Origin of the sequence: Pseudomonas sp. 8Z, from assembly GCF_902506535.1 — a bacterium.
Taxonomy (GTDB): Bacteria; Pseudomonadota; Gammaproteobacteria; order Pseudomonadales; family Pseudomonadaceae; genus Aquipseudomonas.
This window is the reverse complement of the sequence record NZ_LR733827.1, coordinates 996,779-1,016,036: the sequence shown is the minus strand read 5'-3', so window position 1 is coordinate 1,016,036 and position 19,258 is coordinate 996,779. Positions and strand designations below refer to the sequence as shown.

Here is a 19,258-nt window from a genome sequence, read left to right as displayed (position 1 = left end):
CCATGCCACCGCGTAGCAAGGTAGGCCAACTCCCTAAAGGGGTAAAAGCCTGGCTGGATCAGGCGCTGATCGAGAACAACTTCTCGGGCTATGAGCTGCTCTCGGCCGAGCTGGCCGAGCGCGGCTACAGCATTGGCAAGTCGGCGCTGCACGCCTATGGCCAGAACTTCGAGGGGCGCCTGTCTGCGCTCAAGATGGCCAGCGAACAAGCTCGCGCGGTTGTGGCCGCCGCGCCGGACGAAGAAGGCGCAGTAAACGAGGCGCTCATGCGCCTGGTGCAAGAACACCTGTTCAAGCTGCTGCTGGCCGAGGATGGCAAGTTCGACCTGCCCAAGGTGGCCAAGGCCGTAGCCGAACTGGGCCGGGCATCCGTGGTGCAGAAGAAGTGGCAAAGCGAGGTTCGCTCCAAGGCCGAAGCCGCCGCTGCCCAGGTCGAGAAGATCGCCAAGAAAGGTGGGCTCAATGCCGAGACCGTGGCCGAGATTCGCCGGGAAATTCTGGGGGTGGCGGCATGACAATTCACACCCTAAAGGGTCATGGCGGGCCTTTTAGCGACCTGAAATCAGGGGCTAAAACAGGTGAGGTGCGTGACTGCTCAGATCGCGACTTCCAAGTCGGCGATTTTGCACTCTTAAAGGAAATTCACGCTGACGGAGAGCCCAGCGGGCGCGAGCAGCTTTTTTTTATAACTCATATTCAACGAGGCTATGGCCTGCCAGATAACCTGTGCGTGCTGTCGTACAGCGCCCATGGTATCGATGGAATTATCGAGCGCACTTTGCGGGCTATCGTAGAACGCCAAGCAGTGCTGATAGCGCGGCTTAAAAAACAGCTTGAGGGCGCGGCATGAAACTCGCCCCCAAGCAAATCCCCGAACCGCAACTCTCGCCCTTGGCCGAGATCCTTTCGGTCGGCAAAGTCGTCAGCGTGCCCGAGGTGCTCCTCGGCTACCAACAGCGCTGGGTCGGTATCCGTGCACCACTCAAGGTCGGTGAGAAAAGCCGCCGTATCGGCCTGACCTGGGCCGAGGCTGCCGACAACGTCTTGGTAGCCGCCAGCTCGACCCAGGCCGGGGGCATGAACGTCTACTACCTGGGCTACAACCAGGACATGACCGTCGAATACATCCAGGCCTGTGCCATGTGGGCGCGGGCGTTCAACTACGCGGCGGGCGAGATCGAGGAAGGCATCTGGGAGGATGAAGACCCCGACAAGCACATCAAGACCTATACCATCACCTTTCCCTCGGGAAAGCGCATCGTTGCCCTGACCAGCCGCCCGTCCAACCTGCGTGGTCGCCAGGGCGTGGTAGTGATCGATGAGGCTGCGTTCCACTCAGACCTGGCCGAACTGCTCAAAGCAGCGCTGGCGCTGCTGATCTGGGGCGGCGAGGTGCATGTGATCAGCACCCACGATGGTGTCGAGAACCCCTTCAATGAGCTGATCGAGGAGATCCGCTCCGGCAAGCGCAAGGGCGCGCTGTTCCGCTGCACCTTCAAGGAAGCCGTGGCCGATGGCCTGTACAAGCGCGTTTGCCTGCGCAAAGGCATCGCCTACGACGCAGCCGAGGAGCAGGCCTGGGTCGATGATGTGTACAGCTTCTATGGTGACGCCGCCAACGAGGAGCTGGACTGCATCCCCAGCCAGGGCGGCGGCGCCTATTTCAGCCTAGCGCTGATCGAGCAGCGCACCAGCCGCGAGACTCCGGCACTGCGCCTGACCTGCCCGCAAGGCTACGAAGTGAGCGCCGAGTACCTGCGCCTGGCCGAGTCCCACGAGTGGTGCGAGCGTGAGCTGCTGCCGCTGCTGCAGGTCATCCCCGCCGACGTGCACAGCTACTACGGCATGGACTTCGCCCGTAGCGGTGACCTGTCAGTGATCTGGCCGTTGCTCAAAGAACAGGACTTGCGCAAGCGCACGCCGTTTGTGATCGAACTGCGCAACGTGCCGTTCAAGCAACAGGAACAGATCCTGTTCTACATGGTGCGGCGCTTGCCCAACTTCCTCAAAGGTGCCCATGACGCCCGAGGCAACGGCCAGCAGATTGCCGAGGCTGCGGCGGTGGAGTTCGGCCACAACCGCATCGACCAGGTGATGCTTACCGAGGGTTGGTATCGGGACAACATGCCCGGCCTGAAGGCCGACCTGGAAGACGACACCCTCTATGCCATCCCGGCTGACAAGGATGTGGTCACCGACGTGCGGGCATTCCGCGTCGTGAAAGGCGTTGCGCGTATTCCCGACACCCGCACCACCGAGAAAGGCGGCGCCAAACGCCATGGTGACGCCGGTATCGCGCTGGCCCTGGCGGACTTCGCCTCACGCCAGGACGTTGAGATTTTCGAGTACCACCGCGTGAACCCCGCCGCCGGGCACACCCGTGCCATTAAGAGCGGCGCGGGTTGGCGCCATAAGAAAGGCATCTGGTAATGGCCAAGTCCCCCATCGTCGACCAGTACGGGCGACACATCGAGTACGACCAGCTCACCGAGGAAGTCGCAGGCCCGCGCGTTATGGGCGTGCGGCAGATTTGGCACCCGAGCGTGGCCAGTGGCCTGACACCTGGGCGCCTGGCGAACATTCTGCAGGCGGCAGCCGAGGGCAATGCCCACGACTACCTCACCCTGGCCGAGGAAATGGAAGAGCGTGACCTGCACTATGCCTCTGTGCTGGGCACGCGCCGCCTCGGCCTGGGCGGCCTGCAGGTACGCATCGAAGCGTTCAGCGATGATGCCGAAGATGTACGCCGGGCCGATGCCCTGCGCGAGCTGGTCGATTCGCCCGAGTTCGGCGAGCTGCAGGCCGACCAGACCGACGCCCTGGGCAAGGGCTACGCCGTCAGCGAGATCATCTGGGACAGAAGCGGCAAGACCTGGACGCCTGAGCGCTTCGAGGCCCGTGATCAGCGTTTCTTCAAGTTCGACCAGGAAACCGGGCGCGAGCTGCGCCTGCTCGATGATGCCGATATGGTCAACGGCCTGGCCTTGGCCCCCTACAAGTTCATCGTGCATTACCCGCGCATTCGCTCAGGCCTGCCAATTCGGGGCGGCCTGGCGCGCCTGGCCGCCGTGGGCTACATGTGCAAGGCCTGGACGTGGAAGGACTGGATGGCCTTCGCCGATATCTTCGGCATGCCCATGCGTGTGGGCCGCTACGGGCCAGGCGCGAGCAAGGATGATATCGGCGTGCTGATGTCCGCCGTGGCCAACCTGGGCAGCGATGCGGCGGCGGTAATCCCGGACAGCATGCGTATCGACTTTACCCAGGCGGTGCAGGTGGCCGGTGCTGGGCAATTCTTCCAGGGTCTAGCTGAGTGGTGGGACAAGCAGATCAGCAAGGCCACGCTGGGCCAGACTATGACGGCCGATGACGGCAGCAGCATGGCCCAGGCCCGCGTGCATGACGGTATTCGCCTGGATCTGCTGGAAGCCGACGCCAAGGCGCTGAGCAACACCCTGAACCGTGGCCTGGTGCGCCCCTGGTGCGACCTGAACTTTGCCCCAGGGCGTGGCTACCCCAAGCTGGTTGTAGTGGTGCCGCAGCCCGAGGACACGAAGGCGCTGGTCAGCGCGCTGCAGATCCTGGTGCCGATGGGGCTGGAGGTTGAACAGTCGGTGATCCGCGACAAGCTCAGCCTGCCCGAGCCGGACAAAGGCGCCAAGCTACTGCACGCGCCAAGCCAGGCCCCGGCTGATGCGCCGCCTTTGGCACAGGCACTCAACCGCGAGCAGCCGCGCCGTGCAGCCGATGTGCCGGACATTGTCGATAGCCAGGTACGCACCCTGGAGCAGACAGTAGCCGCGCCACTGGATGACATGGTGGACGATATCCGCGAGCTGCTGGACTCAGTGAACAGCCTGGAAGAGTTCCGGGATCGGCTGATCGAGGTGTACCCGGATATGAACACCACCCAGTTGGCGGATGCCATGGCCGATGGCATGGCAGCGGCGCACTTGGCTGGGCGGTGGGATGTGGTGCGGGGTTTATGAATTAGCCTCAGATTTCTGAGCTTTCCATTGATCTTCGATCAATTTGTATTCGTCAGCGCGCTCAGTCATTGCTTTGAAGAGCGCCTCATACTGCTCTTGATGCCCTTGGTAGTACTCATTGAAAGCCTCAACGGCTTGCGTGGCGGTAAACCCTTGATTTACCAAGCTATTAATAATGTTTTGTCGACTACTGTTGAGCAACTGCCAGTTTTGATGAGCAAGCGCACAGCCGATCCGTACTTGCTCCCAGAGGGCTTTAGCAATTTCCAACTGATCCCGAGTAACCATTTCTATCTCCTTTTAAACTGCTCAATGCAATAACGGTACATACCAGATGGCAGTATCTCACGGCTCTCTACCGTTCCAGGAACAGATCGACTACTTCCGTGGCAAGGTCGATCTACCGATCCGCGCCTGGACGGACATCTACGCCCAGGAACATGACTGGGCCTTCGTTGTTGCGGGCGCCAACAAGCGCGCACTGCTGGCCGATTTGCGCGGCGCGGTCGAGAAAGTCATCACCGCAGGCGGCACCCTGGAACAATTCCGCCGCGACTTCGACCAGGTGGTGGAGCGTCACGGCTGGCAGTACAACGGCGAGCGCGGCTGGCGTACCCGTGTGATCTACGAAACCAACCTGCGGCAGAGCTACAACGCTGGCCGCGAAGCGCAAATGGCTGACCCGGAGCTGCGCAAGCGCCGCCCTTATGGCCTGTACCGGCACGGCGACAGCGCCAACCCAAGGCCGCAGCACCTGGCATGGAACGGCCTGGTATTGCCCCTGGAGGATCCATGGTGGTCGACGCACAGCCCGCAAAACGGCTGGGGCTGCAAGTGCAAGAAGTTCATGCTCAGCGAGCGGGATCTGGAGCGCCAGGGGCTCAAGGTGGGCACGGCGCCTGCCATTGAGTATGAAGACCAGGTGATCGGTAAGAACAGCCCGAACGGCCCGCGCACCGTGCGCGTCCCCAAGGGCATCGATCCGGGTTTCGAGTACGCCCCTGGGCGCTCGCGGCTGAGCGATGCCGTACCCCCACTGCGGGGCTATGACCCGCTGCCTGAGCCAACGCCGGGTGCCAAATCCAGCGCAACGGCGGCAGGCCTGCCCAACCGCCGCCCGCAAGCGCCACTGCCGCCCGCGCGTAAGGCTAGCGCTGAGCGCATGCTCCCGGCGGGCCTGAGCGATGAGCAGTATATGGCGCGCTTCCTGGCTGAGTTCGGCGCAACGCCCGAGGCACCTGCCGTGTTCAAGGATGTGACGGGCGACGCCGTGGTGATCGGCCGCGAGCTATTCACCCAGGCCAAAACGGGCAAGCTCAAGGTCGGCAAGCCTGGCCACTCCCGCGAGCTGCTGTTGCTGGCTGACGCCCTCAAGTCACCGGATGAAGTGTGGGTGCGCCTGGAGTGGATGTACGCGCAGAACAAGGCCGTCGTGCGCCGCCGCTATATCAGCCGCTTCGACGTGGCGGGCGAGCCGCTGCCGGCCCTGGCCGTGTTCGAGGTAGGGGACGATGGCTGGGATGGCATCACCACCTTCGCCCCGAATGCGGATAACCCCGAGTACCTGGAGCAACTGCGCTTAGGGGTGCGGCTCTATCGCCGGGGGCAATAGAAAAACCACGCGCCGCCACACGTGGTTCGCCTTCGGCTGTAGGGTTGGACGTCCGGGCGGGGACTGCTCAGCCGATAAGGGTGATTCAATAGTAGGAGATGGCAATGGCCGGGGCAATGCTTGATGTAGAGGTGAGCGACAGCCAGGTTGGCGAACTGCTGGCCAAACTGGCCGAACGCATGGGCGACCTGCGCACGCCGCTGGAAGACATCCGCGAATACCTGCACCAGTCCACCGACGAGCGCTTTCGCCAGCAGGTCGGCCCGGACGGTTCGCCCTGGGCGCCCTTGGCACCCTCGACCCTGGCCAGGAAGAAAGGCCCGCGCACCCTGCGTGAAAGCGGCGACCTGCAGGACACCCTACGCGGCCAGGTGCAGGGAGACGAGCTGCTGTTCGGTACGGATCGACCCTACGGCGCTGTCCACCAGTTCGGGCAGAGGGCCGGTGCATCGGGGCGCAATCGGCGTGGCTCGCCCATCCCTTGGGGCGACATTCCGGCGCGGCCTTATCTGGGCCTATCGGCAGAGGATGAAACCGAGGTGCTGGCCATCGTCGAAAGCTGGTTGCTGGTTGAATAACGGCAAGGCGCCTAGGAAGCGTTTTAAGGCCGTTTCCGAGCTGGGTGCTGGCTTCGTATGGCTGCGAGGTGCAAGGGGCGTTAAAGGTGCGTTAGGTTTTGATATTGAATAGCTTAAAGGTACAAGCAAGCATGGATGGCCGCAAAAAGCGTTGCTCTATCCATTGGCCGCCCCTAAAGTGCAGGTCGAGAAGAATTGAGGGCTCATTGCCATTACGGGGGTGTTGGGGTGGCTCAGGGAAAAGAGATTGTCATTCGATCCGAACAGGACGCATACGACACGCTGCAACTCGCAACGTCAGGCCATTTGCCAGATCATGTCGAGATACGATTTGAAGGCTGGCCCACGCTGCAAATCATCGTCAAGGGCGATAATTACAACGGAACGATCAACCCCAGCGTCATGCAGGGTTTTCTTGAGTTTCAAAAAGCCATCTATCGCACATTTTCCCTTGCTCGTTACAACTCGGCCAATATCAACCGTCTTACTCAAGATGAGAAAGACGCTCTCGAGTTGTGGATTAAGGTCGAAGCAGGAAGCTCAAAATTCACTGTTGACTTCCAGGCGCTCCTCGAACGCTTCGTTGAAAAGGCAGGTGATAAATTGACGCCGAAAAGCTTGGTCATCATCGCCCTCATTGTCGCAACCAGTTATTTCGGTACCAGCGCTTTCAAGTCCTACCTGGAGGAACGCCGTATTACGCGTGTCGCCGAGCTTCAGTCTGAGGAGCGGATTGCGGAGCTTGAATCACGCCGCTACGCCGACGAGGCTGATATCAAACGCATGCAGATACTGGCTGATGCTGTTAGGGATGAGCCTCGTGCTGCAAATGTGCGCGAGTACGCAGAGGACGCACACCGAGACCTGGTTCGCTCTGTCCGCAAAGCAGAGGAGTCGTCAATCGGCGGTTTACAGATCGAGGGCGAACTGGCCAGTGAATTGACTAAAAACGCCAGGCGTGAATCGAAAGAGATCCGTCTCGATGGGCGTTATCGCGTTCAAACGGTCGATGCCTCTCAAATCGACGTTTTTAAGATCCGCGTTAAAGATGAAGAAACAGGTGAGGAGTTCATCGCAATTGTGCAAGACGATACGCTTGATAGTCGTCATAGAAGTGTGATTCGTGAGGCTGAATGGGCGCGCACGCCCGTACAGCTAGCCATCAACGCTCGTATGGTCGGCGATGAAATAAAAAAAGCCATTGTTATTGGTGCCGCAGAGATTGACGAAAGCCGTTCCCCAAGGCTTCCACGCTAGCAACCTTAAACCCTCCTGAAACTCCCCGCCTGACCTGATGCCGCCATTCTGGCGGCATGAAAACACTCCTCGCACTCAATACCGACCTCTCCGCCGCGCTGACCGCTGATGGTCAAGCGCCGGAGTGGGTCGAGCTGATTCCGGCTGGCCCGGTGGTTCGTGGTCGCGATGGCCGCCAGTGGCTGTTCGATGAACCGTCGCAGCACCTGGTTGTTTCTTCCTTCGCGGGGCGTGCCATCGATCTGCCGATTGATTGGGAGCACGCCACCCAGATCAAGGCGCCCAAGGGCGAAGAGGCCCCGGCCGGGGCTTGGATCAAAGAGCTTGAGATCCGCGATGGCGCCCTGTGGGGGCGCGTCGAATGGAACCCGCGCGCCGCCGCCCAGGTGGCCAATAAAGAGTACCGCTTCCTTTCCCCCGTATTCGACTACGACCCGGACACCACGCGCATTGCGCTGCTGGTCAGCGCCGGGATCACCAATAAGCCGAATTTCCTGCTTACCGCGCTGAACCACGAAACCCCACCCCTGGAGAAACCCATGGCACTTTCTGTTGTGCTTGCGGCAGCTCTCGGCCTGTCGGTCGATGACTCCGAAGAAAAGGCCCTTGCGGCCATCACCCAGCTCAAGGCCACCGCTCAGGCCAAGAACAACGAGCAACCCTCCCTGGAGCGCTTCGTACCCCGTACGGACTACGACAACGTGCTGCTGCGCGCCACCAACGCCGAGCAGGCGCTGGCCAGCAGCAAGAAGGCCGAGCACGACAAGACCGTGGAGGCCGAGATCGATGCCGCCTTGAAGGCAGGCAAGATCACCCCGGCAACCACGGACTACTACCGTGCGACCTGTCAGGAAGAAGGCGGCCTGGAGCGCTTCCGTAGCTTCGTGGCTGCAGCTCCGGTTGTCGCTGCCCCATCTGGCCTGGGCGAGCGCAAACCCACCCCAACCGCCACCGCCCTCAATACCGAGCAGCAAGCCATGTGCGCGCAGCTTGGCATTGACCCGGTGGAGTACGCCAAAACCCTGCAGAGCGAGGGCTAACCCATGCCACTGACCGCAGACCGCAATACCCCGCAGGCCGCCAGCGAAGTGGTGGTGGCCGGTGTCGGCGCCAACGTGCGTATCTTCGCTGGCGCCCTGCTGGTGGCCAACGCCACGGGCTTTGCCGTGCCAGGCCATGAGGCCAGCGGCCTGGCCTACATCGGCCGCGCCGAAGAGTACGTGGACAACCGCGACGGCGCGGCCGGTGCCAAGTCCGTCGAGATCCGCCGTGGCAAGGCCTTCAAGTGGGAGAACAACGGCTCGATCACCCAGGCCCACCTGTTCCGTAGCGCCTACATCGTCGACGACCAAACCGTCGCGGCCGATGACAACGAAGGCGCCCGCTCCGTTGCGGGCCAGATCGTTGCCATCGACGCGGACGGCGTGTGGGTCGAGTAACCCAACCAAGGAGCGCATAGCGCATGCTGATCAATAAAGAGTCCATCCAGGCGGCATTCGTCGGCCTGAAAACCCTGTTCAACAACGCATTCGCGGCGGCACCCACCAGTTGGGAAAAGATCGCCATGAAGGTGCCATCCAGCACGGGCAGCAACCTGTATGCCTGGCTGAGCGCCTTCCCGCGCATGCGCCGCTGGATCGGTGAAAAACACGTCAAGAACCTGAAGGCCTTCACCTACACCGTCGAGAACGAAGACTGGGAAGCCACCGTCGAGGTCGACCGCAACCACATCAAGGATGACCAAATGGGCATCTATGCGCCGCAAGCGCAGATGGCGGGGCACTCGGCCAAGCAGTTGCCGGACGAGATCGTTTACGAGCTGGTCAATGGTGCCTTCACCAACCGCTGCTATGACGGGCAATACTTCTTCGACACCGACCACCCGGTTGGTAAAGGCAGTGTCAGCAATAAAGGCACGGCAGCGCTGTCGATTGCCAGCCAGGCGGCAGCCCGTGCCAGCTATGGCGCTGGCCGCACCGCCATGCGCAAGTTCAAGGATGAGGACGGCCGCCCGCTGGGCATCAAGCCGACCATCCTGCTGGTTGGCCCGGCCCTGGAAGACACCGCCAAGGCACTGCTGACCAACGACCGCCTGGAAGATGGCAAGGCCAACCCCTACAAGGGCACCGCTGAACTGGTGGTCGATGCGCGCATCGAGTCGGATACCGCGTGGTTCCTGCTCGACACCAGCCTGCCGGTCAGGCCGTTCATCTACCAGGAACGCGAAGCCCCCAACTTCGTGCAGCAGACCGACCCGGAAGCGGATGACGTGTTCAACCGCAAGAAATTCAAGTTCGGTGCCGAAGCCCGTGCAGCCGGTGGCTACGGCTTCTGGCAACTGGCCTACGGCTCGACTGGGGAGGCCTGACGCATGGGACTGCTCATTACCGCGCTGGCCGACGGCTTTCGCCGTGCTGGCGTAGCCCACTCGACCGCTGGCACTTACTGGCCCGACGACAGCTTCACCGCCGAGCAACTGGAGCAGTTGCGCGCGGAACCGATGCTGGTGGTGGTTGAAGGCGTGACGCCGCCTGAAGAATTGGAACAGGAGCTGGAGGATGAAAACACCCCTTCCACGGCTGCGGCCGGTTCTACCCAGGCACCTGGTACTACGCCGGCTAAGGCGCAGGCTGCGCAGCCAGCTAAGGCAACTGGTGCTAAGGCCGCTGTAAAAGGCAAGGCCGGTGCCAAACCTGCTGCACAGAAACCCGCTACCCCTGCTGCTACCGAAGAGCCGAAAGGCGCTGAAGACGGCAAGGGTGAGGGTGGCGAGGGCAACGGCGAATGAACCTCTCACTGCCGTCCGCCAGCCAGATGATTGTGCGCTATGGCGCCAAGCAACTGACTGAACTCGCTGTACCGCGCGACCAGTATGTCATCGATGCGGAGCTGCTGACCGCAGCCGCAGGCGGTGATGACATGGGCGCCTGGCCGGCCGAGGACGTTGCAATTGCCGTACAGGCATTGGCACGGATTGCCGACGCGGTGACGCGGGCGCGCAGTGAGGTTTCGTTCTACCTGCGCTTTCGCAAGGCTGGCGTGGATGCGCCAGTGTGGGTCGCTGACGACTTGATGGAGCTTGCCCGCTACCACCTGGTGGATGACGCGGGCAAGGAAGAGTCGACAGTACGTGCCCGTTACAAGGATGTGATCAAACGCCTCGAAACACTCGCCGAGGAAGACGAGAGCCGGGGCGCATCCGAGGCTGGTGAGTCTGGGCTCCGGCTCAGTAGCCAGCCAAGGATGTTCAACCGCAACACGCTGAGCGGCCTGTAATGCTTGGCGAGTTGGAGGATTTGATCCAGCGCCGCCTGGAGGAACTGCGCGAGCAGAACCGCCAGATCGCGGTGGATACCTATGGCGGCGAACTGGGCGACCCGGATTTGTTGGCGGGCCTGCTCAAACGCTGCCCGGCCCTGTTGCTCACCACGCCCAAGGCGGTGTTCCGCAAGCGCTCCCAGGGGCGCTACAGCGTCGCCATCACCTTTCGCCTGGTGATTGCCACCCGTAGTGCCCGCGATGAGCGCACAACCCGCCGTGGTACGGGCCGGGATATTGGCAGTTACGACCTGTGGTCGGCCTGCATGGCCAAGCTGGTGGATTGGCAGCCCTGGCCTGACCGCGCCCTGGTTGTTCCGACCGACCTGGCCAACCTGGTCAACGGCAAGCTGCAGGCGGACTACCTGTCCGTACTCGGGCAGTCGTTCGCCATCGAGCTGGACTGGGAGAAACCCGCCGAGGCACTGCCCGACCTGCTTGGCGTTGATCTGCACTACCACGTACCGCCCGGCAGCCCCGAGGCGGTGGCCATCGACATCATCGACCTGGAGAACACCTGATGCGTGTTACCGCTGCCGAAGGGCTGCAGGTTCCGTACGAGACCGAGCCGCGCAAACACATCACGCACAACCCGGCTGAGCCGGTAGTGGTGCCCGATACCAGCTACTACCGCCGACGTGTCGCCAGCGGTGAGCTGACCCTGGTGGCAGAGGCCACCGAACAACCGGCCCCTGTAGCAGACGCTGCAGAGGCCAGTGCCAAACACGCCGCCAAGGCCAAGAGAGGCGCCCGCGCATGACCATCAGCTTTGACACCATCCCGGCATCGATCCGCAAGCCCGGTGCCTATTTCGAGTTCAACACCAGCCTGGCGGTGCGTACGCTGCCAACCAACGCGCAAAGCATCTGCCTGATCGTGCCGCTGGGCGAAGGGGCTACTGCTGCAGCCAATGTGCCCACCCAGGTATACAGCGCCGATGAAGCCAAGAAAGCCTTCGGTGATGTAGCTGCCGAGATGGTGGCCGCTGCCATTACGGCGTACCGCTATGTGGCTATCTCCTGCGTCGGTGTGGTGACCGAAGGCGATGCCGAGCCGGACATTGCCGCCGCGCTGGATGCCACTGCCCTGGGCAACTTCACGATTTTGGTGCCTGCCTGGTTCAGCCAGGCTGCACTGACGGCGCTGCGCTCTCACATTGCCACCTACACCGACAGCATCGAGCAACAGAGCATCATCGGCGTGGGCGCGCTGACCAGTTCGCTGTCGGCAGCCACGACCCTGGCTGCTTCGCTCAATGCCGGTGCCATTACCCTGGCCGTATTGCCGGGCAGCAGCTCGACACCGCGCCAGGTGGCGGCTGCTTATGCAGCGGTGATCGCGTCCGAGGAAGATCCCGCCCGCCCACTCAATACCCTGGTGCTGGCAGGCCTCAAGGTGCCAGCCATCACCCAGCGCCTGGGCCGCGTGGAGCAGGAAACCGCGCTGAAGAACGGCGTAACCCCGTTGGAGGTGGGCGCCGGTGATGTTGTGCAGATCGTCCGCGCCGTATCCACCTACACCAAGTCCGCAGCCGGTGCCGATGACGTGTCGCTGCTCGACCTGACCAGCATTCGCACCCTGTACTACGTGCGCCAGGCCTGCCGCGAGCGCATCCGCCTGCGCTTCCCGCGCGCCAAGCTGTCGAGCCGTACGGCTGCCGCCGTGCGTAGCGAGCTGCTGGACGTACTGAAGAAGTGCGAGGAGCTGGAGATCGTCGAAGAGGTCGACGCCAACGCCGACGGCCTGGTGGTGGAGCGCTCCCTGCAGGACGCCAACCGCCTCAACGCTGCCATTCCCACCGATGTCGTCAACGGCCTGCATGTATTCGCTGGCCGCATCGACATGCTGCTGTAAGGAGTCAAACCATGGCTGACAAGTTCGTCGGGCAGATCGTGCTCGAAATCAACGGGACGGATTACGAGGTGGTGAGCGTTGAGCCCACCCTCAAGACCGGCCGCACCACTGTAAAGACCATGAACCGCACTGGCCGCCCAACCGGCACGGCCAAGGGCATCGAAGAGCATGACCTGCGTATCAGCGTGGCCATCCCGAAAACCGGCGAGCCGGACTGGCGCGCCCTGGTCGATGCCAAGTTGACCATCTACCCGCAAGACGGCGGCGGTCTGCGCGAGACCTGGACAGGCTGTTCCCTGGTCGAGCTGGGCAGCAACTACAAGGTCGAGGGCGAAGCCCAACGCGACCTGACCATTACCGCACTCAACTACTACCAGGAGTAATGCCCGATGGATAAGCGCTGGAATGGCCTGACCATCACCAAAGAGCTGGGCGTTGGCGTGTACTTCGCGGGCTCCTTTCACCGCAGCTTCACCCTGCGTGTGGCAGTGGCCGGGGACTTGATCACCGCCCAGGAAAAACACCCCCATGGCCCCATGCAACTGGTGACCCTGGAGGTGTACCGCCAGCAGTTGCTGGCGGTGGGCGATATCCCGCCGGACAACCTGACCACTGAGCTGTTGCGCGAGAGCCTGACCGAGGGCGACCTGGCGCGGATTGCCGAGGCCGACGCGGAACTGGAAAAAAAGCTCGCGCAGCCGAGCGCAGCCTCGGCGACTGGCGCCGCATCGAGCACGCCCTCACCCGAGCAGGCTACGACCTAGCCGAGATCCGCCAGATGGGCCGGGCAGAGATCGAAAGCCGCATTGATCTACTGACCGGCCGCCAGAAAGCCGTTCGCTACGTCAGTCAGCGCAAGAAGCCCGCCTAGCAACCTGGAGTGAAACATGAGTGACCTGCGCGTAGCCCTGCGCTTTCAAGCCCATGCGGGCAACACCCGGCGTGAGGTGCAGCAGCTAGAGCGTGACTTGCGCCAGGCGGGTAAGAATGGCGCCAAGGCCTTGAGCGACGAAGCCAACAAGGCTGGAGCGGTGGTCAACAAGGCCGGGCGCGAAGGGGCCGCCAGCTATCGCATCATCCGCCAGGCGATGCGTGAGGCTGCCACGCAAGGCGCTGGCGTATTGCGCCAGGACGTCATCAAGACCCAGGCCGAACTCAAGCAACTGGGGCTCATCGGCCGTCAGGCTGCCAAGGATGCCAAAGCCGAACTGGTCAGAACTGACCGCGAAGGCATGCAGCCGCTAGCCCGCAGTGTGAACAACACCGATAACGCGCTACGCCGTATGGCGCAGAACGGTGGCCGCAACCTGCGAGCACTGAAGACCATTGCGGCGGGCGTGCGCTCTGAGTTCGACCGGCTCAAGGGCTTTGGCAGCTCGACCATGGGCCAGTTGGCGGGCTTTGGCGTGGGTGTCGGGGCAGCGGCGAGCCTCAAGAACAGTGCGATGCTGGATCGCCAGTTGATTCGTACTCAGCAAACCGCTGGCATGACCACCCAACAGCGCGACGAATGGCGACAAGAAGGGCAACGTATTGGATCGGCCTACGGGGTCGATCCAGCGGCCATCTACACGGGTGGGGATGCCCTGTTGGCGGGTGGCCTCAGCTATGCGGCAGTCAAGGCGAGTGCCGATGCAATGGGCCAGGCCAGCGCGGTGACTGCGGCTGACCCGGCCATTTTGGCGGACGCTCTTATGTCCGGTGCGGCTGCTTTCAATATCGATCTGGAGAAAGGCGGCGCTGCCCTGGACATGCTCCAGAAAATGACAGTCGCTGGCCGTCTTGGTCGGGCCGAGCTGGAGAACCTGTCCGATATTTTCCCCAAAATTGGGGGAGACGCTCAGGCCGCAGGTATGAGCCTGGAGCAGTCCCTGGCGTTTGTTGAGACGCTCTCCGCGACGGAGGGGGCGCCCGACCGGCTGGGCACATTGGCGGCATCCACACTGCGCATGTTCACAAACCCGCAGTACCGCGACCAGATCACCAAGGCCACGGGCCTCTCGTACTACAACAAGGACGGAAGCACGCGCAGTCCGCTGACTTTCCTACAGGATATCGGCACACAGTATGGGCGGCTCACCACCGATAAAGAGCGCGCTAAATACATGGGCACGGTCTTTAAGGGGATGGATCAGGATCTGCTGCGTGGCGTCCGCTACCTGTTGAGTGATGGCGTTCTAGGTAAGTTTGCAAGCCACACTCAAGCTATTAGCGAAGGCGCCCCCGTATTTAATAAAGACTTGGCCGATAACATAGGCAGTGCATCCGGCACCGCTGGCCGCATGCGCTCGGTGCTGGGCGGAGCCATCGACCGTATGGCCCAGCCGCTCAACAAGTCATTCGCCGACTTTGGCACTTACCTGCTCGATGACCTGAACCTGTCCGGTGAGCAGATGCTGGCAGGGGCTGTAGGCACTGGTGTGGCGGGCTACTACGCCGGGCGCGGTGCCAAAGCAGGCGCTGGATCGTTGCTGAACAAGTTCCTGGGTGGTACGGATACCCTCAAGAATCTGGCCGTTGGCAAGGTGCTGGAGGAAGCAACCGGCGTGCAGTCGGTGTTCGTCACCAACTGGCCTGCGGCAGGATTAGCTGGTGGCATTGATCTGCCAGAGACAGGTGATAAGCCAAACAAAAAGCCGCCAGCGCGGCCCTCACCCTCTAATAATCGAGTCAGTAACTTTGGCAAGCTCGTCGGGCTGTTGGAGCTGACGAAAAGATTCGGGCCAGCAGGTTTTGTAGTTGGCAGCAGCCTACTGTTATCCGGGGCGTCGGGGGCGCAAGACGACGCAGCACGCCTGGCCATGGTGCCCCGTGACAAGTCGCTGACCGATGGCCAGAAAACCTACCAGGAAGCCTTCTATCGCAACCGCATCGCCCTGGCCGACGAGGCGCCCGAGGATCTGAGCTACGGTGAGCGGCAGACCTGGCTCAACGACAATGCCCAGCGCCTGGCTCACCAGCAAACGGGGCTGACCTCGCAGGGCCAGTCCATTGCCGACGCCAAGACCTGGGCCAGCGACCTCAACAACCGCCTACGCAATGCCATCAGCGCCAAGCCGGTCACTGGCTTGGAACTGCTGGATGTCACCCACTCGCAGCAGTTTCGCGATGATGTGCAGCAGATTACCCGTACCGATGGCGTTGGCGCATGGGCCGGTGCCACAGCGGCCAGGTTGGATAACCCGCCGTCCCCGCTTGCCGGCCAGCCTGGGCTTACGCCCGACGTCGCGGGCGCTGTGCAAGGCCTGCTCAACCAGATCCAGTCACTGGTCGGCCAGCCCCTGGTCATTGAAGTGCGTACGGACTCGGACATGATCTATGCCGACGTTGAGCGACGTGCGGGCATACAAGCGAGGCGCGGCCAATGAGCTGGAAAGAAACGCTGCTCGATGCCAGTTACCGGGGAGTAACGCTGCAGGTCAAAGATGAGAACTTGCAGGCGCAGCGCTCGCTGAGCACCCACGGCGTACCTTACCGCGACGGCGACGAGGTGGAGGACTTGGGCCGTGGTGCCCGCCGCTTCTCCTTGAACGTGGTGATATGGGGGATCAACTACGAGATCGAGCTGCAGAATCTGCTAGGTGCCCTGGATACACCGGGGCCAGGTGTGCTGATCCACCCCATTTACGGCCGCTTGGATGTAGTAGCCCAGGATTGGACGGTGCAACACGGCGCCGAGCGCCCGGACTATGCCGAAGTGGCGCTGGTGTTTCTGGAGCGTACGCCGGGCAACCCGTTCTTTGAACGGCAGTTTGAGTTCGTCGACGTGGGCGTGCTCGATGCCGACACGGGGCCGACCTGGCAGGATGGTTTGCTGGATCTGTTCGGCCAGCTCGATGTCCTGGTGGCCACCGTGCAGCAGTGGATTGGTGGTGGCTGGGTCGGCCTGCTGGAGAACGTCCTGGGCTTGCCAGGTATCGGCCTGCGCCTGGCTCAACTGCGCAGCCAGATAGGGGGCATTTTGTCGGGCGTACTGGGCCTGGTGCGCTCTGGTTCAGGCAGCAGCTCGGCGGCCAACTTCGACCCGCTGCTGGATATACCGCGAACGCCGGTTGAGATCCGTTCGGCCATCAGCGCGTCCGTGGCGCCAACTGATAGTGAGCCACTGGTGTTGGCTCGCTCGCTGCTGGCCCTGGACAACCTGCCTGCCACCATGCCGGGTGCTGCGGCGATGGATGCCCAGGTAGCACGCACAGCTACGGCGTTTATTCTGGCCGCTCGCCAGGCGCAAGATGTACCGGCTGCCACGGTGGCCAGCGTGCCCGAGGGGCTGCTCGATGAAGCCCAGGCCGCTGACCCCGTGCAGGCCACTGCCTGGGCTATGACGGTGCTGGTGATAACCGAACTGGCCCTGGCGCAGGCCTCGGCGGTGGCGCTGATTCTTGACGCTGAAAGATCCTCACCGACACTCAGCCCCGCCGAGCTTGAGCAGTTGGTGGGTTCAGCGCGAGGTTTGGCACAGGCCGCAATCGTGCTGCATCGTCGGCTGTATGGCGTAGAGCAGGCGCTGCGCGTCATCGAGCCCCTGCGTGCGGTGGCCAGCCTGGTGCTGGAGACGGCACGCCAGGTGGTGCTGCTGCGTCCGCCCCTGGTTGACCGCGAGGTGGAGACCACGGCTTGCCTGCGTCTATTGGCTCACCGTTGGTACGGCGACCACAGCCGCGCCGCCGAGCTGTTGCGCCTAAATCCGCAACTGCGCACGCCGTATGCCGTACCGGCTGGGGAGATGCTTCGTGTCTACGCCCAGTAAGACCATCCGCCTGACTATCGGCGGTCATGCTCATGAGCATTGGGACGGCTGGTCGGTAGACAGCGACTTGCTGACGCCCAGCGATGCGTTCGAGCTGGAGGTGTTCACCGAGGGCGGTGCCAGCTTGCCACCGGCGCTGGCTGAAGGGGTGCCCTGTAGCCTGACCCTGGACGGTGAGCGTGTGCTGACCGGGGTTATCGACGAGATCGAGGAGGACATCTCCCGCCAGCGCCATACAGTACGCATCACTGGCCGCGACCGGGCCAGCATCCTGGTGGATTGCTCGACCCCGTTCGTGGCCATGCGTGAAGCCTCGCTGAGCGACATCATCAACCAGGTGGTCAAGCCGCTGGGTATCGACAAAGTGGACGTACGTGCGACCAAGGCGGGTATCAGTCGGCGCGTGCAGATCGAGCCTGGGCAGAGCGCATGGGAAGCGCTGCTGCAGGTTGCCGAGGCCAATGGCCTATGGCCCTGGATGGAGCCGGACGGCCGCCTAGTGGTAGGCGGCCCGGACTATGAGGCTGCCCCGGTGGCCACGCTGATTATGCGCCGTGATGGCCAGGGCAATAACGTGCAACGGCTGTCGGTGCGCCGCTCGATGCCGGGGCGCTATAGCCAAATCACCCTGCTGGGCCAACACGGCCAGTACGATAACGATGGCTACGACACCAGCCGCAGCAGCCTGCGTTCGGTAGTGCGTGATGAGGCCTTAGCCAAGCGCGGCATCTTTCGCCCCAAAGTGGTGATCGACAGCGCCAGCGAAAGCCAGGACATGGCCACCACTCGCGCCCGTAAACTGCTCGCCGATAGCCGCCTGGACGGCTTTGCCATCCGGGCTGTGGTACATGGCCACCGCAACAGCAACGGTACTGTGTGGGCACCTGGTCAGCGTGTGGTGGTGAAGAGCGAGCCGCACCAGGTCGATGGCACTTACTTTTTGATGTCACGCACCCTGCGCCTGACCCGCCAGGGCGCCATCACCGAACTTAACCTGGTAGAGGACAAAACCTGGGTGCTCGATGCCAGGCCTGCCAAGAAAACCCGCAAGGGCAAAGCATCTGACGCTGAGAGGGATTTTGTGATGCGTAAAGCGGCAGGTGAACTATGAGCCGAGGGCTAGCAGGGCTGATGCGGGAGCAGGCTGCCCGTGAACGTGCCAGCTTTCGCCAGGCCTTCCGTGCCATCGCTGCCCGCAACAACCACAAGGGCGCGCAGATCGGCGTGCAGATGCAGGGGCTGGCAGGCGAGAACGTCAGCGGCGAGCTGATGCAGCACTACGGCTTCACCTCCGCGCCCTTGGCCGGGGCCGAGTACATCGTGCTGCCGGTCGGCGGTACGTCACGCCATAGCGTGGTGATCGCCAGCGAGGATGGGCGTTATCGGGTCAAGCTGGCTGACGGCGAAGTGGCGCTGTATACCGACGAAGGCGACTACATCCACCTAAAGCGTGGCCGGCTGATCGAGGTGGAAACGCAGACCTTGGTGGTGAAGGCTAGCACCAAGGTGGTGTTTGAGACGCCGAAGATCGAGGCCGCTGGGCACATCGCGGCGGCAGGCGAAGTCAGTGACGGCATCAGGGCCATGAGCGAGGATCGGGCGATTTATAACGGGCACAAGCACGGCAGCAGTCCGGTGCCTGACGCGCAGCAGTGAGGTTGTGGTAGGGTTTGGCCTTCATCAACATAGGAGGTTGAATTGTGCGGAAAATTATTCAGATCATCCCTAGCCAAGGCTGGTTTCACGTATGCGAGGAAGTTGCTCCACCTCACATCACGCCAGTAGCAGCTTGGGGTTTGCTCGAAAACGGGGAAGTAGTTGGGCTGCTTCCTAAGCCAGGCATCTATGACGGGCCACGTTCCCAGACTCCAGGGCTGATAGAGGCGCCCATAAACGCGGT

General features: G+C 62.4%; 22 protein-coding genes. 21 read left to right on the top strand and 1 reads right to left on the bottom strand.

Annotated elements, in window-relative coordinates; translation table 11 throughout:
• Nucleotides 1-2 precede the first annotated feature (2 nt).
• From AERO9A_RS17560 to AERO9A_RS17545, 4 genes are read left to right on the top strand one after another with little or no spacing between them, the layout of a single operon-like run.
• Nucleotides 3-515, top strand: a complete 513-nt coding sequence (locus AERO9A_RS17560) for a DUF3486 family protein (RefSeq protein WP_159973207.1) — start codon at nt 3-5, stop codon at nt 513-515.
• The gene (locus tag AERO9A_RS17555; protein ID WP_159973206.1) at nt 512-850 is read left to right on the top strand and encodes a DUF3850 domain-containing protein; all 339 of its coding nucleotides are present in this window, start codon (nt 512-514) and stop codon (nt 848-850) included. The genes AERO9A_RS17560 and AERO9A_RS17555 overlap by 4 nt, the downstream gene beginning before the upstream one ends.
• Complete coding sequence (locus AERO9A_RS17550; RefSeq protein WP_256665997.1) at nt 847-2,430, top strand: hypothetical protein; 1,584 nt, start codon at nt 847-849, stop codon at nt 2,428-2,430. Before AERO9A_RS17555 ends, AERO9A_RS17550 begins: the two co-directional genes overlap by 4 nt.
• Nucleotides 2,430-3,989 (top strand): DUF935 domain-containing protein, encoded by a 1,560-nt coding sequence (locus AERO9A_RS17545; protein WP_159973205.1) that lies wholly within the window; start codon nt 2,430-2,432, stop codon nt 3,987-3,989. Before AERO9A_RS17550 ends, AERO9A_RS17545 begins: the two co-directional genes overlap by 1 nt.
• On the opposite strand, the gene AERO9A_RS17540 is transcribed toward AERO9A_RS17545, so the two are convergent.
• Nucleotides 3,984-4,277, bottom strand: coding sequence for a hypothetical protein (locus AERO9A_RS17540; RefSeq protein ID WP_159973204.1), 294 nt, complete (start codon nt 4,275-4,277; stop codon nt 3,984-3,986). The two genes, AERO9A_RS17545 and AERO9A_RS17540, sit on opposite strands and share 6 nt — an antisense overlap.
• A gap of 46 nt (nt 4,278-4,323) precedes the next feature.
• Here AERO9A_RS17540 and AERO9A_RS17535 point away from each other — a divergent pair, with 46 nt between their 5' ends.
• The 17 genes from AERO9A_RS17535 (at nt 4,324) to AERO9A_RS17455 (ending at nt 19,014) form a co-directional block, all read left to right on the top strand.
• Nucleotides 4,324-5,601, top strand: a complete 1,278-nt coding sequence (locus tag AERO9A_RS17535) for a PBECR2 nuclease fold domain-containing protein (protein WP_159973203.1) — start codon at nt 4,324-4,326, stop codon at nt 5,599-5,601.
• A gap of 104 nt (nt 5,602-5,705) precedes the next feature.
• Nucleotides 5,706-6,179: a phage virion morphogenesis protein gene (locus AERO9A_RS17530; RefSeq protein ID WP_159973202.1), complete on the top strand. Its 474-nt coding sequence runs from the start codon at nt 5,706-5,708 to the stop codon at nt 6,177-6,179.
• A 228-nt stretch (nt 6,180-6,407) separates the two neighbouring features.
• Entirely contained in the window at nt 6,408-7,436 is a 1,029-nt protein-coding gene (locus tag AERO9A_RS17525; RefSeq protein ID WP_159973201.1) for a hypothetical protein, read from the top strand.
• A 56-nt stretch (nt 7,437-7,492) separates the two neighbouring features.
• Complete coding sequence (locus AERO9A_RS17520) at nt 7,493-8,476, top strand: phage protease (protein ID WP_159973200.1); 984 nt, start codon at nt 7,493-7,495, stop codon at nt 8,474-8,476.
• 3 nt (nt 8,477-8,479) lie between these two features.
• On the top strand, nt 8,480-8,875 hold the full coding sequence (locus tag AERO9A_RS17515; RefSeq protein WP_159973199.1) for a hypothetical protein: 396 nt from the start codon (nt 8,480-8,482) through the stop codon (nt 8,873-8,875).
• Nucleotides 8,876-8,898: 23 nt separating this feature from the next.
• Entirely contained in the window at nt 8,899-9,804 is a 906-nt protein-coding gene (locus AERO9A_RS17510; RefSeq protein WP_159973198.1) for a Mu-like prophage major head subunit gpT family protein, read from the top strand.
• A 3-nt stretch (nt 9,805-9,807) separates the two neighbouring features.
• Nucleotides 9,808-10,224 (top strand): HI1506-related protein, encoded by a 417-nt coding sequence (locus AERO9A_RS17505; protein ID WP_218580149.1) that lies wholly within the window; start codon nt 9,808-9,810, stop codon nt 10,222-10,224.
• Nucleotides 10,221-10,712 carry a phage protein Gp36 family protein gene (locus AERO9A_RS17500; RefSeq protein ID WP_159973197.1) on the top strand — a complete coding sequence of 164 codons (492 nt, stop codon included), beginning with the start codon at nt 10,221-10,223 and terminating at the stop codon, nt 10,710-10,712. The genes AERO9A_RS17505 and AERO9A_RS17500 overlap by 4 nt, the downstream gene beginning before the upstream one ends.
• Nucleotides 10,712-11,275, top strand: coding sequence for a phage protein Gp37 (locus AERO9A_RS17495; protein ID WP_159973196.1), 564 nt, complete (start codon nt 10,712-10,714; stop codon nt 11,273-11,275). The genes AERO9A_RS17500 and AERO9A_RS17495 overlap by 1 nt, the downstream gene beginning before the upstream one ends.
• Nucleotides 11,275-11,514 (top strand): DUF2635 domain-containing protein, encoded by a 240-nt coding sequence (locus AERO9A_RS17490; RefSeq protein WP_159973195.1) that lies wholly within the window; start codon nt 11,275-11,277, stop codon nt 11,512-11,514. The genes AERO9A_RS17495 and AERO9A_RS17490 overlap by 1 nt, the downstream gene beginning before the upstream one ends.
• Nucleotides 11,511-12,608 carry a phage tail sheath C-terminal domain-containing protein gene (locus AERO9A_RS17485; protein WP_159973194.1) on the top strand — a complete coding sequence of 366 codons (1,098 nt, stop codon included), beginning with the start codon at nt 11,511-11,513 and terminating at the stop codon, nt 12,606-12,608. The genes AERO9A_RS17490 and AERO9A_RS17485 overlap by 4 nt, the downstream gene beginning before the upstream one ends.
• Before the next feature lie 11 nt (nt 12,609-12,619).
• Nucleotides 12,620-12,991: a phage tail protein gene (locus AERO9A_RS17480; RefSeq protein ID WP_159973193.1), complete on the top strand. Its 372-nt coding sequence runs from the start codon at nt 12,620-12,622 to the stop codon at nt 12,989-12,991.
• 6 nt (nt 12,992-12,997) lie between these two features.
• Nucleotides 12,998-13,372: a hypothetical protein gene (locus AERO9A_RS17475; RefSeq protein WP_159973192.1), complete on the top strand. Its 375-nt coding sequence runs from the start codon at nt 12,998-13,000 to the stop codon at nt 13,370-13,372.
• Between the two features lie 123 nt (nt 13,373-13,495).
• Nucleotides 13,496-15,976: a phage tail tape measure protein gene (locus AERO9A_RS17470; RefSeq protein ID WP_159973191.1), complete on the top strand. Its 2,481-nt coding sequence runs from the start codon at nt 13,496-13,498 to the stop codon at nt 15,974-15,976.
• Nucleotides 15,973-17,358, top strand: coding sequence for a DNA circularization protein (locus tag AERO9A_RS17465; protein WP_159973190.1), 1,386 nt, complete (start codon nt 15,973-15,975; stop codon nt 17,356-17,358). Before AERO9A_RS17470 ends, AERO9A_RS17465 begins: the two co-directional genes overlap by 4 nt.
• Nucleotides 17,342-18,469 carry a phage baseplate assembly protein gene (locus AERO9A_RS17460; protein WP_256665996.1) on the top strand — a complete coding sequence of 376 codons (1,128 nt, stop codon included), beginning with the start codon at nt 17,342-17,344 and terminating at the stop codon, nt 18,467-18,469. The genes AERO9A_RS17465 and AERO9A_RS17460 overlap by 17 nt, the downstream gene beginning before the upstream one ends.
• On the top strand, nt 18,466-19,014 hold the full coding sequence (locus tag AERO9A_RS17455; protein WP_178111151.1) for a phage baseplate assembly protein: 549 nt from the start codon (nt 18,466-18,468) through the stop codon (nt 19,012-19,014). The genes AERO9A_RS17460 and AERO9A_RS17455 overlap by 4 nt, the downstream gene beginning before the upstream one ends.
• Nucleotides 19,015-19,258 lie beyond the last annotated feature (244 nt).

Coding starts and splice junctions, on each gene's coding strand:
- AERO9A_RS17560 (WP_159973207.1), top strand. CDS start 3: ATGCCACCGCGTAGCAAGGTAGGCCAACTCCCTAAAGGGGTAAAAGCC.
- AERO9A_RS17555 (WP_159973206.1), top strand. CDS start 512: ATGACAATTCACACCCTAAAGGGTCATGGCGGGCCTTTTAGCGACCTG.
- AERO9A_RS17550 (WP_256665997.1), top strand. CDS start 847: ATGAAACTCGCCCCCAAGCAAATCCCCGAACCGCAACTCTCGCCCTTG.
- AERO9A_RS17545 (WP_159973205.1), top strand. CDS start 2,430: ATGGCCAAGTCCCCCATCGTCGACCAGTACGGGCGACACATCGAGTAC.
- AERO9A_RS17540 (WP_159973204.1), bottom strand. CDS start 4,277: ATGGTTACTCGGGATCAGTTGGAAATTGCTAAAGCCCTCTGGGAGCAA.
- AERO9A_RS17535 (WP_159973203.1), top strand. CDS start 4,324: ATGGCAGTATCTCACGGCTCTCTACCGTTCCAGGAACAGATCGACTAC.
- AERO9A_RS17530 (WP_159973202.1), top strand. CDS start 5,706: ATGGCCGGGGCAATGCTTGATGTAGAGGTGAGCGACAGCCAGGTTGGC.
- AERO9A_RS17520 (WP_159973200.1), top strand. CDS start 7,493: ATGAAAACACTCCTCGCACTCAATACCGACCTCTCCGCCGCGCTGACC.
- AERO9A_RS17515 (WP_159973199.1), top strand. CDS start 8,480: ATGCCACTGACCGCAGACCGCAATACCCCGCAGGCCGCCAGCGAAGTG.
- AERO9A_RS17510 (WP_159973198.1), top strand. CDS start 8,899: ATGCTGATCAATAAAGAGTCCATCCAGGCGGCATTCGTCGGCCTGAAA.
- AERO9A_RS17505 (WP_218580149.1), top strand. CDS start 9,808: ATGGGACTGCTCATTACCGCGCTGGCCGACGGCTTTCGCCGTGCTGGC.
- AERO9A_RS17500 (WP_159973197.1), top strand. CDS start 10,221: ATGAACCTCTCACTGCCGTCCGCCAGCCAGATGATTGTGCGCTATGGC.
- AERO9A_RS17495 (WP_159973196.1), top strand. CDS start 10,712: ATGCTTGGCGAGTTGGAGGATTTGATCCAGCGCCGCCTGGAGGAACTG.
- AERO9A_RS17490 (WP_159973195.1), top strand. CDS start 11,275: ATGCGTGTTACCGCTGCCGAAGGGCTGCAGGTTCCGTACGAGACCGAG.
- AERO9A_RS17485 (WP_159973194.1), top strand. CDS start 11,511: ATGACCATCAGCTTTGACACCATCCCGGCATCGATCCGCAAGCCCGGT.
- AERO9A_RS17480 (WP_159973193.1), top strand. CDS start 12,620: ATGGCTGACAAGTTCGTCGGGCAGATCGTGCTCGAAATCAACGGGACG.
- AERO9A_RS17475 (WP_159973192.1), top strand. CDS start 12,998: ATGGATAAGCGCTGGAATGGCCTGACCATCACCAAAGAGCTGGGCGTT.
- AERO9A_RS17470 (WP_159973191.1), top strand. CDS start 13,496: ATGAGTGACCTGCGCGTAGCCCTGCGCTTTCAAGCCCATGCGGGCAAC.
- AERO9A_RS17465 (WP_159973190.1), top strand. CDS start 15,973: ATGAGCTGGAAAGAAACGCTGCTCGATGCCAGTTACCGGGGAGTAACG.
- AERO9A_RS17455 (WP_178111151.1), top strand. CDS start 18,466: ATGAGCCGAGGGCTAGCAGGGCTGATGCGGGAGCAGGCTGCCCGTGAA.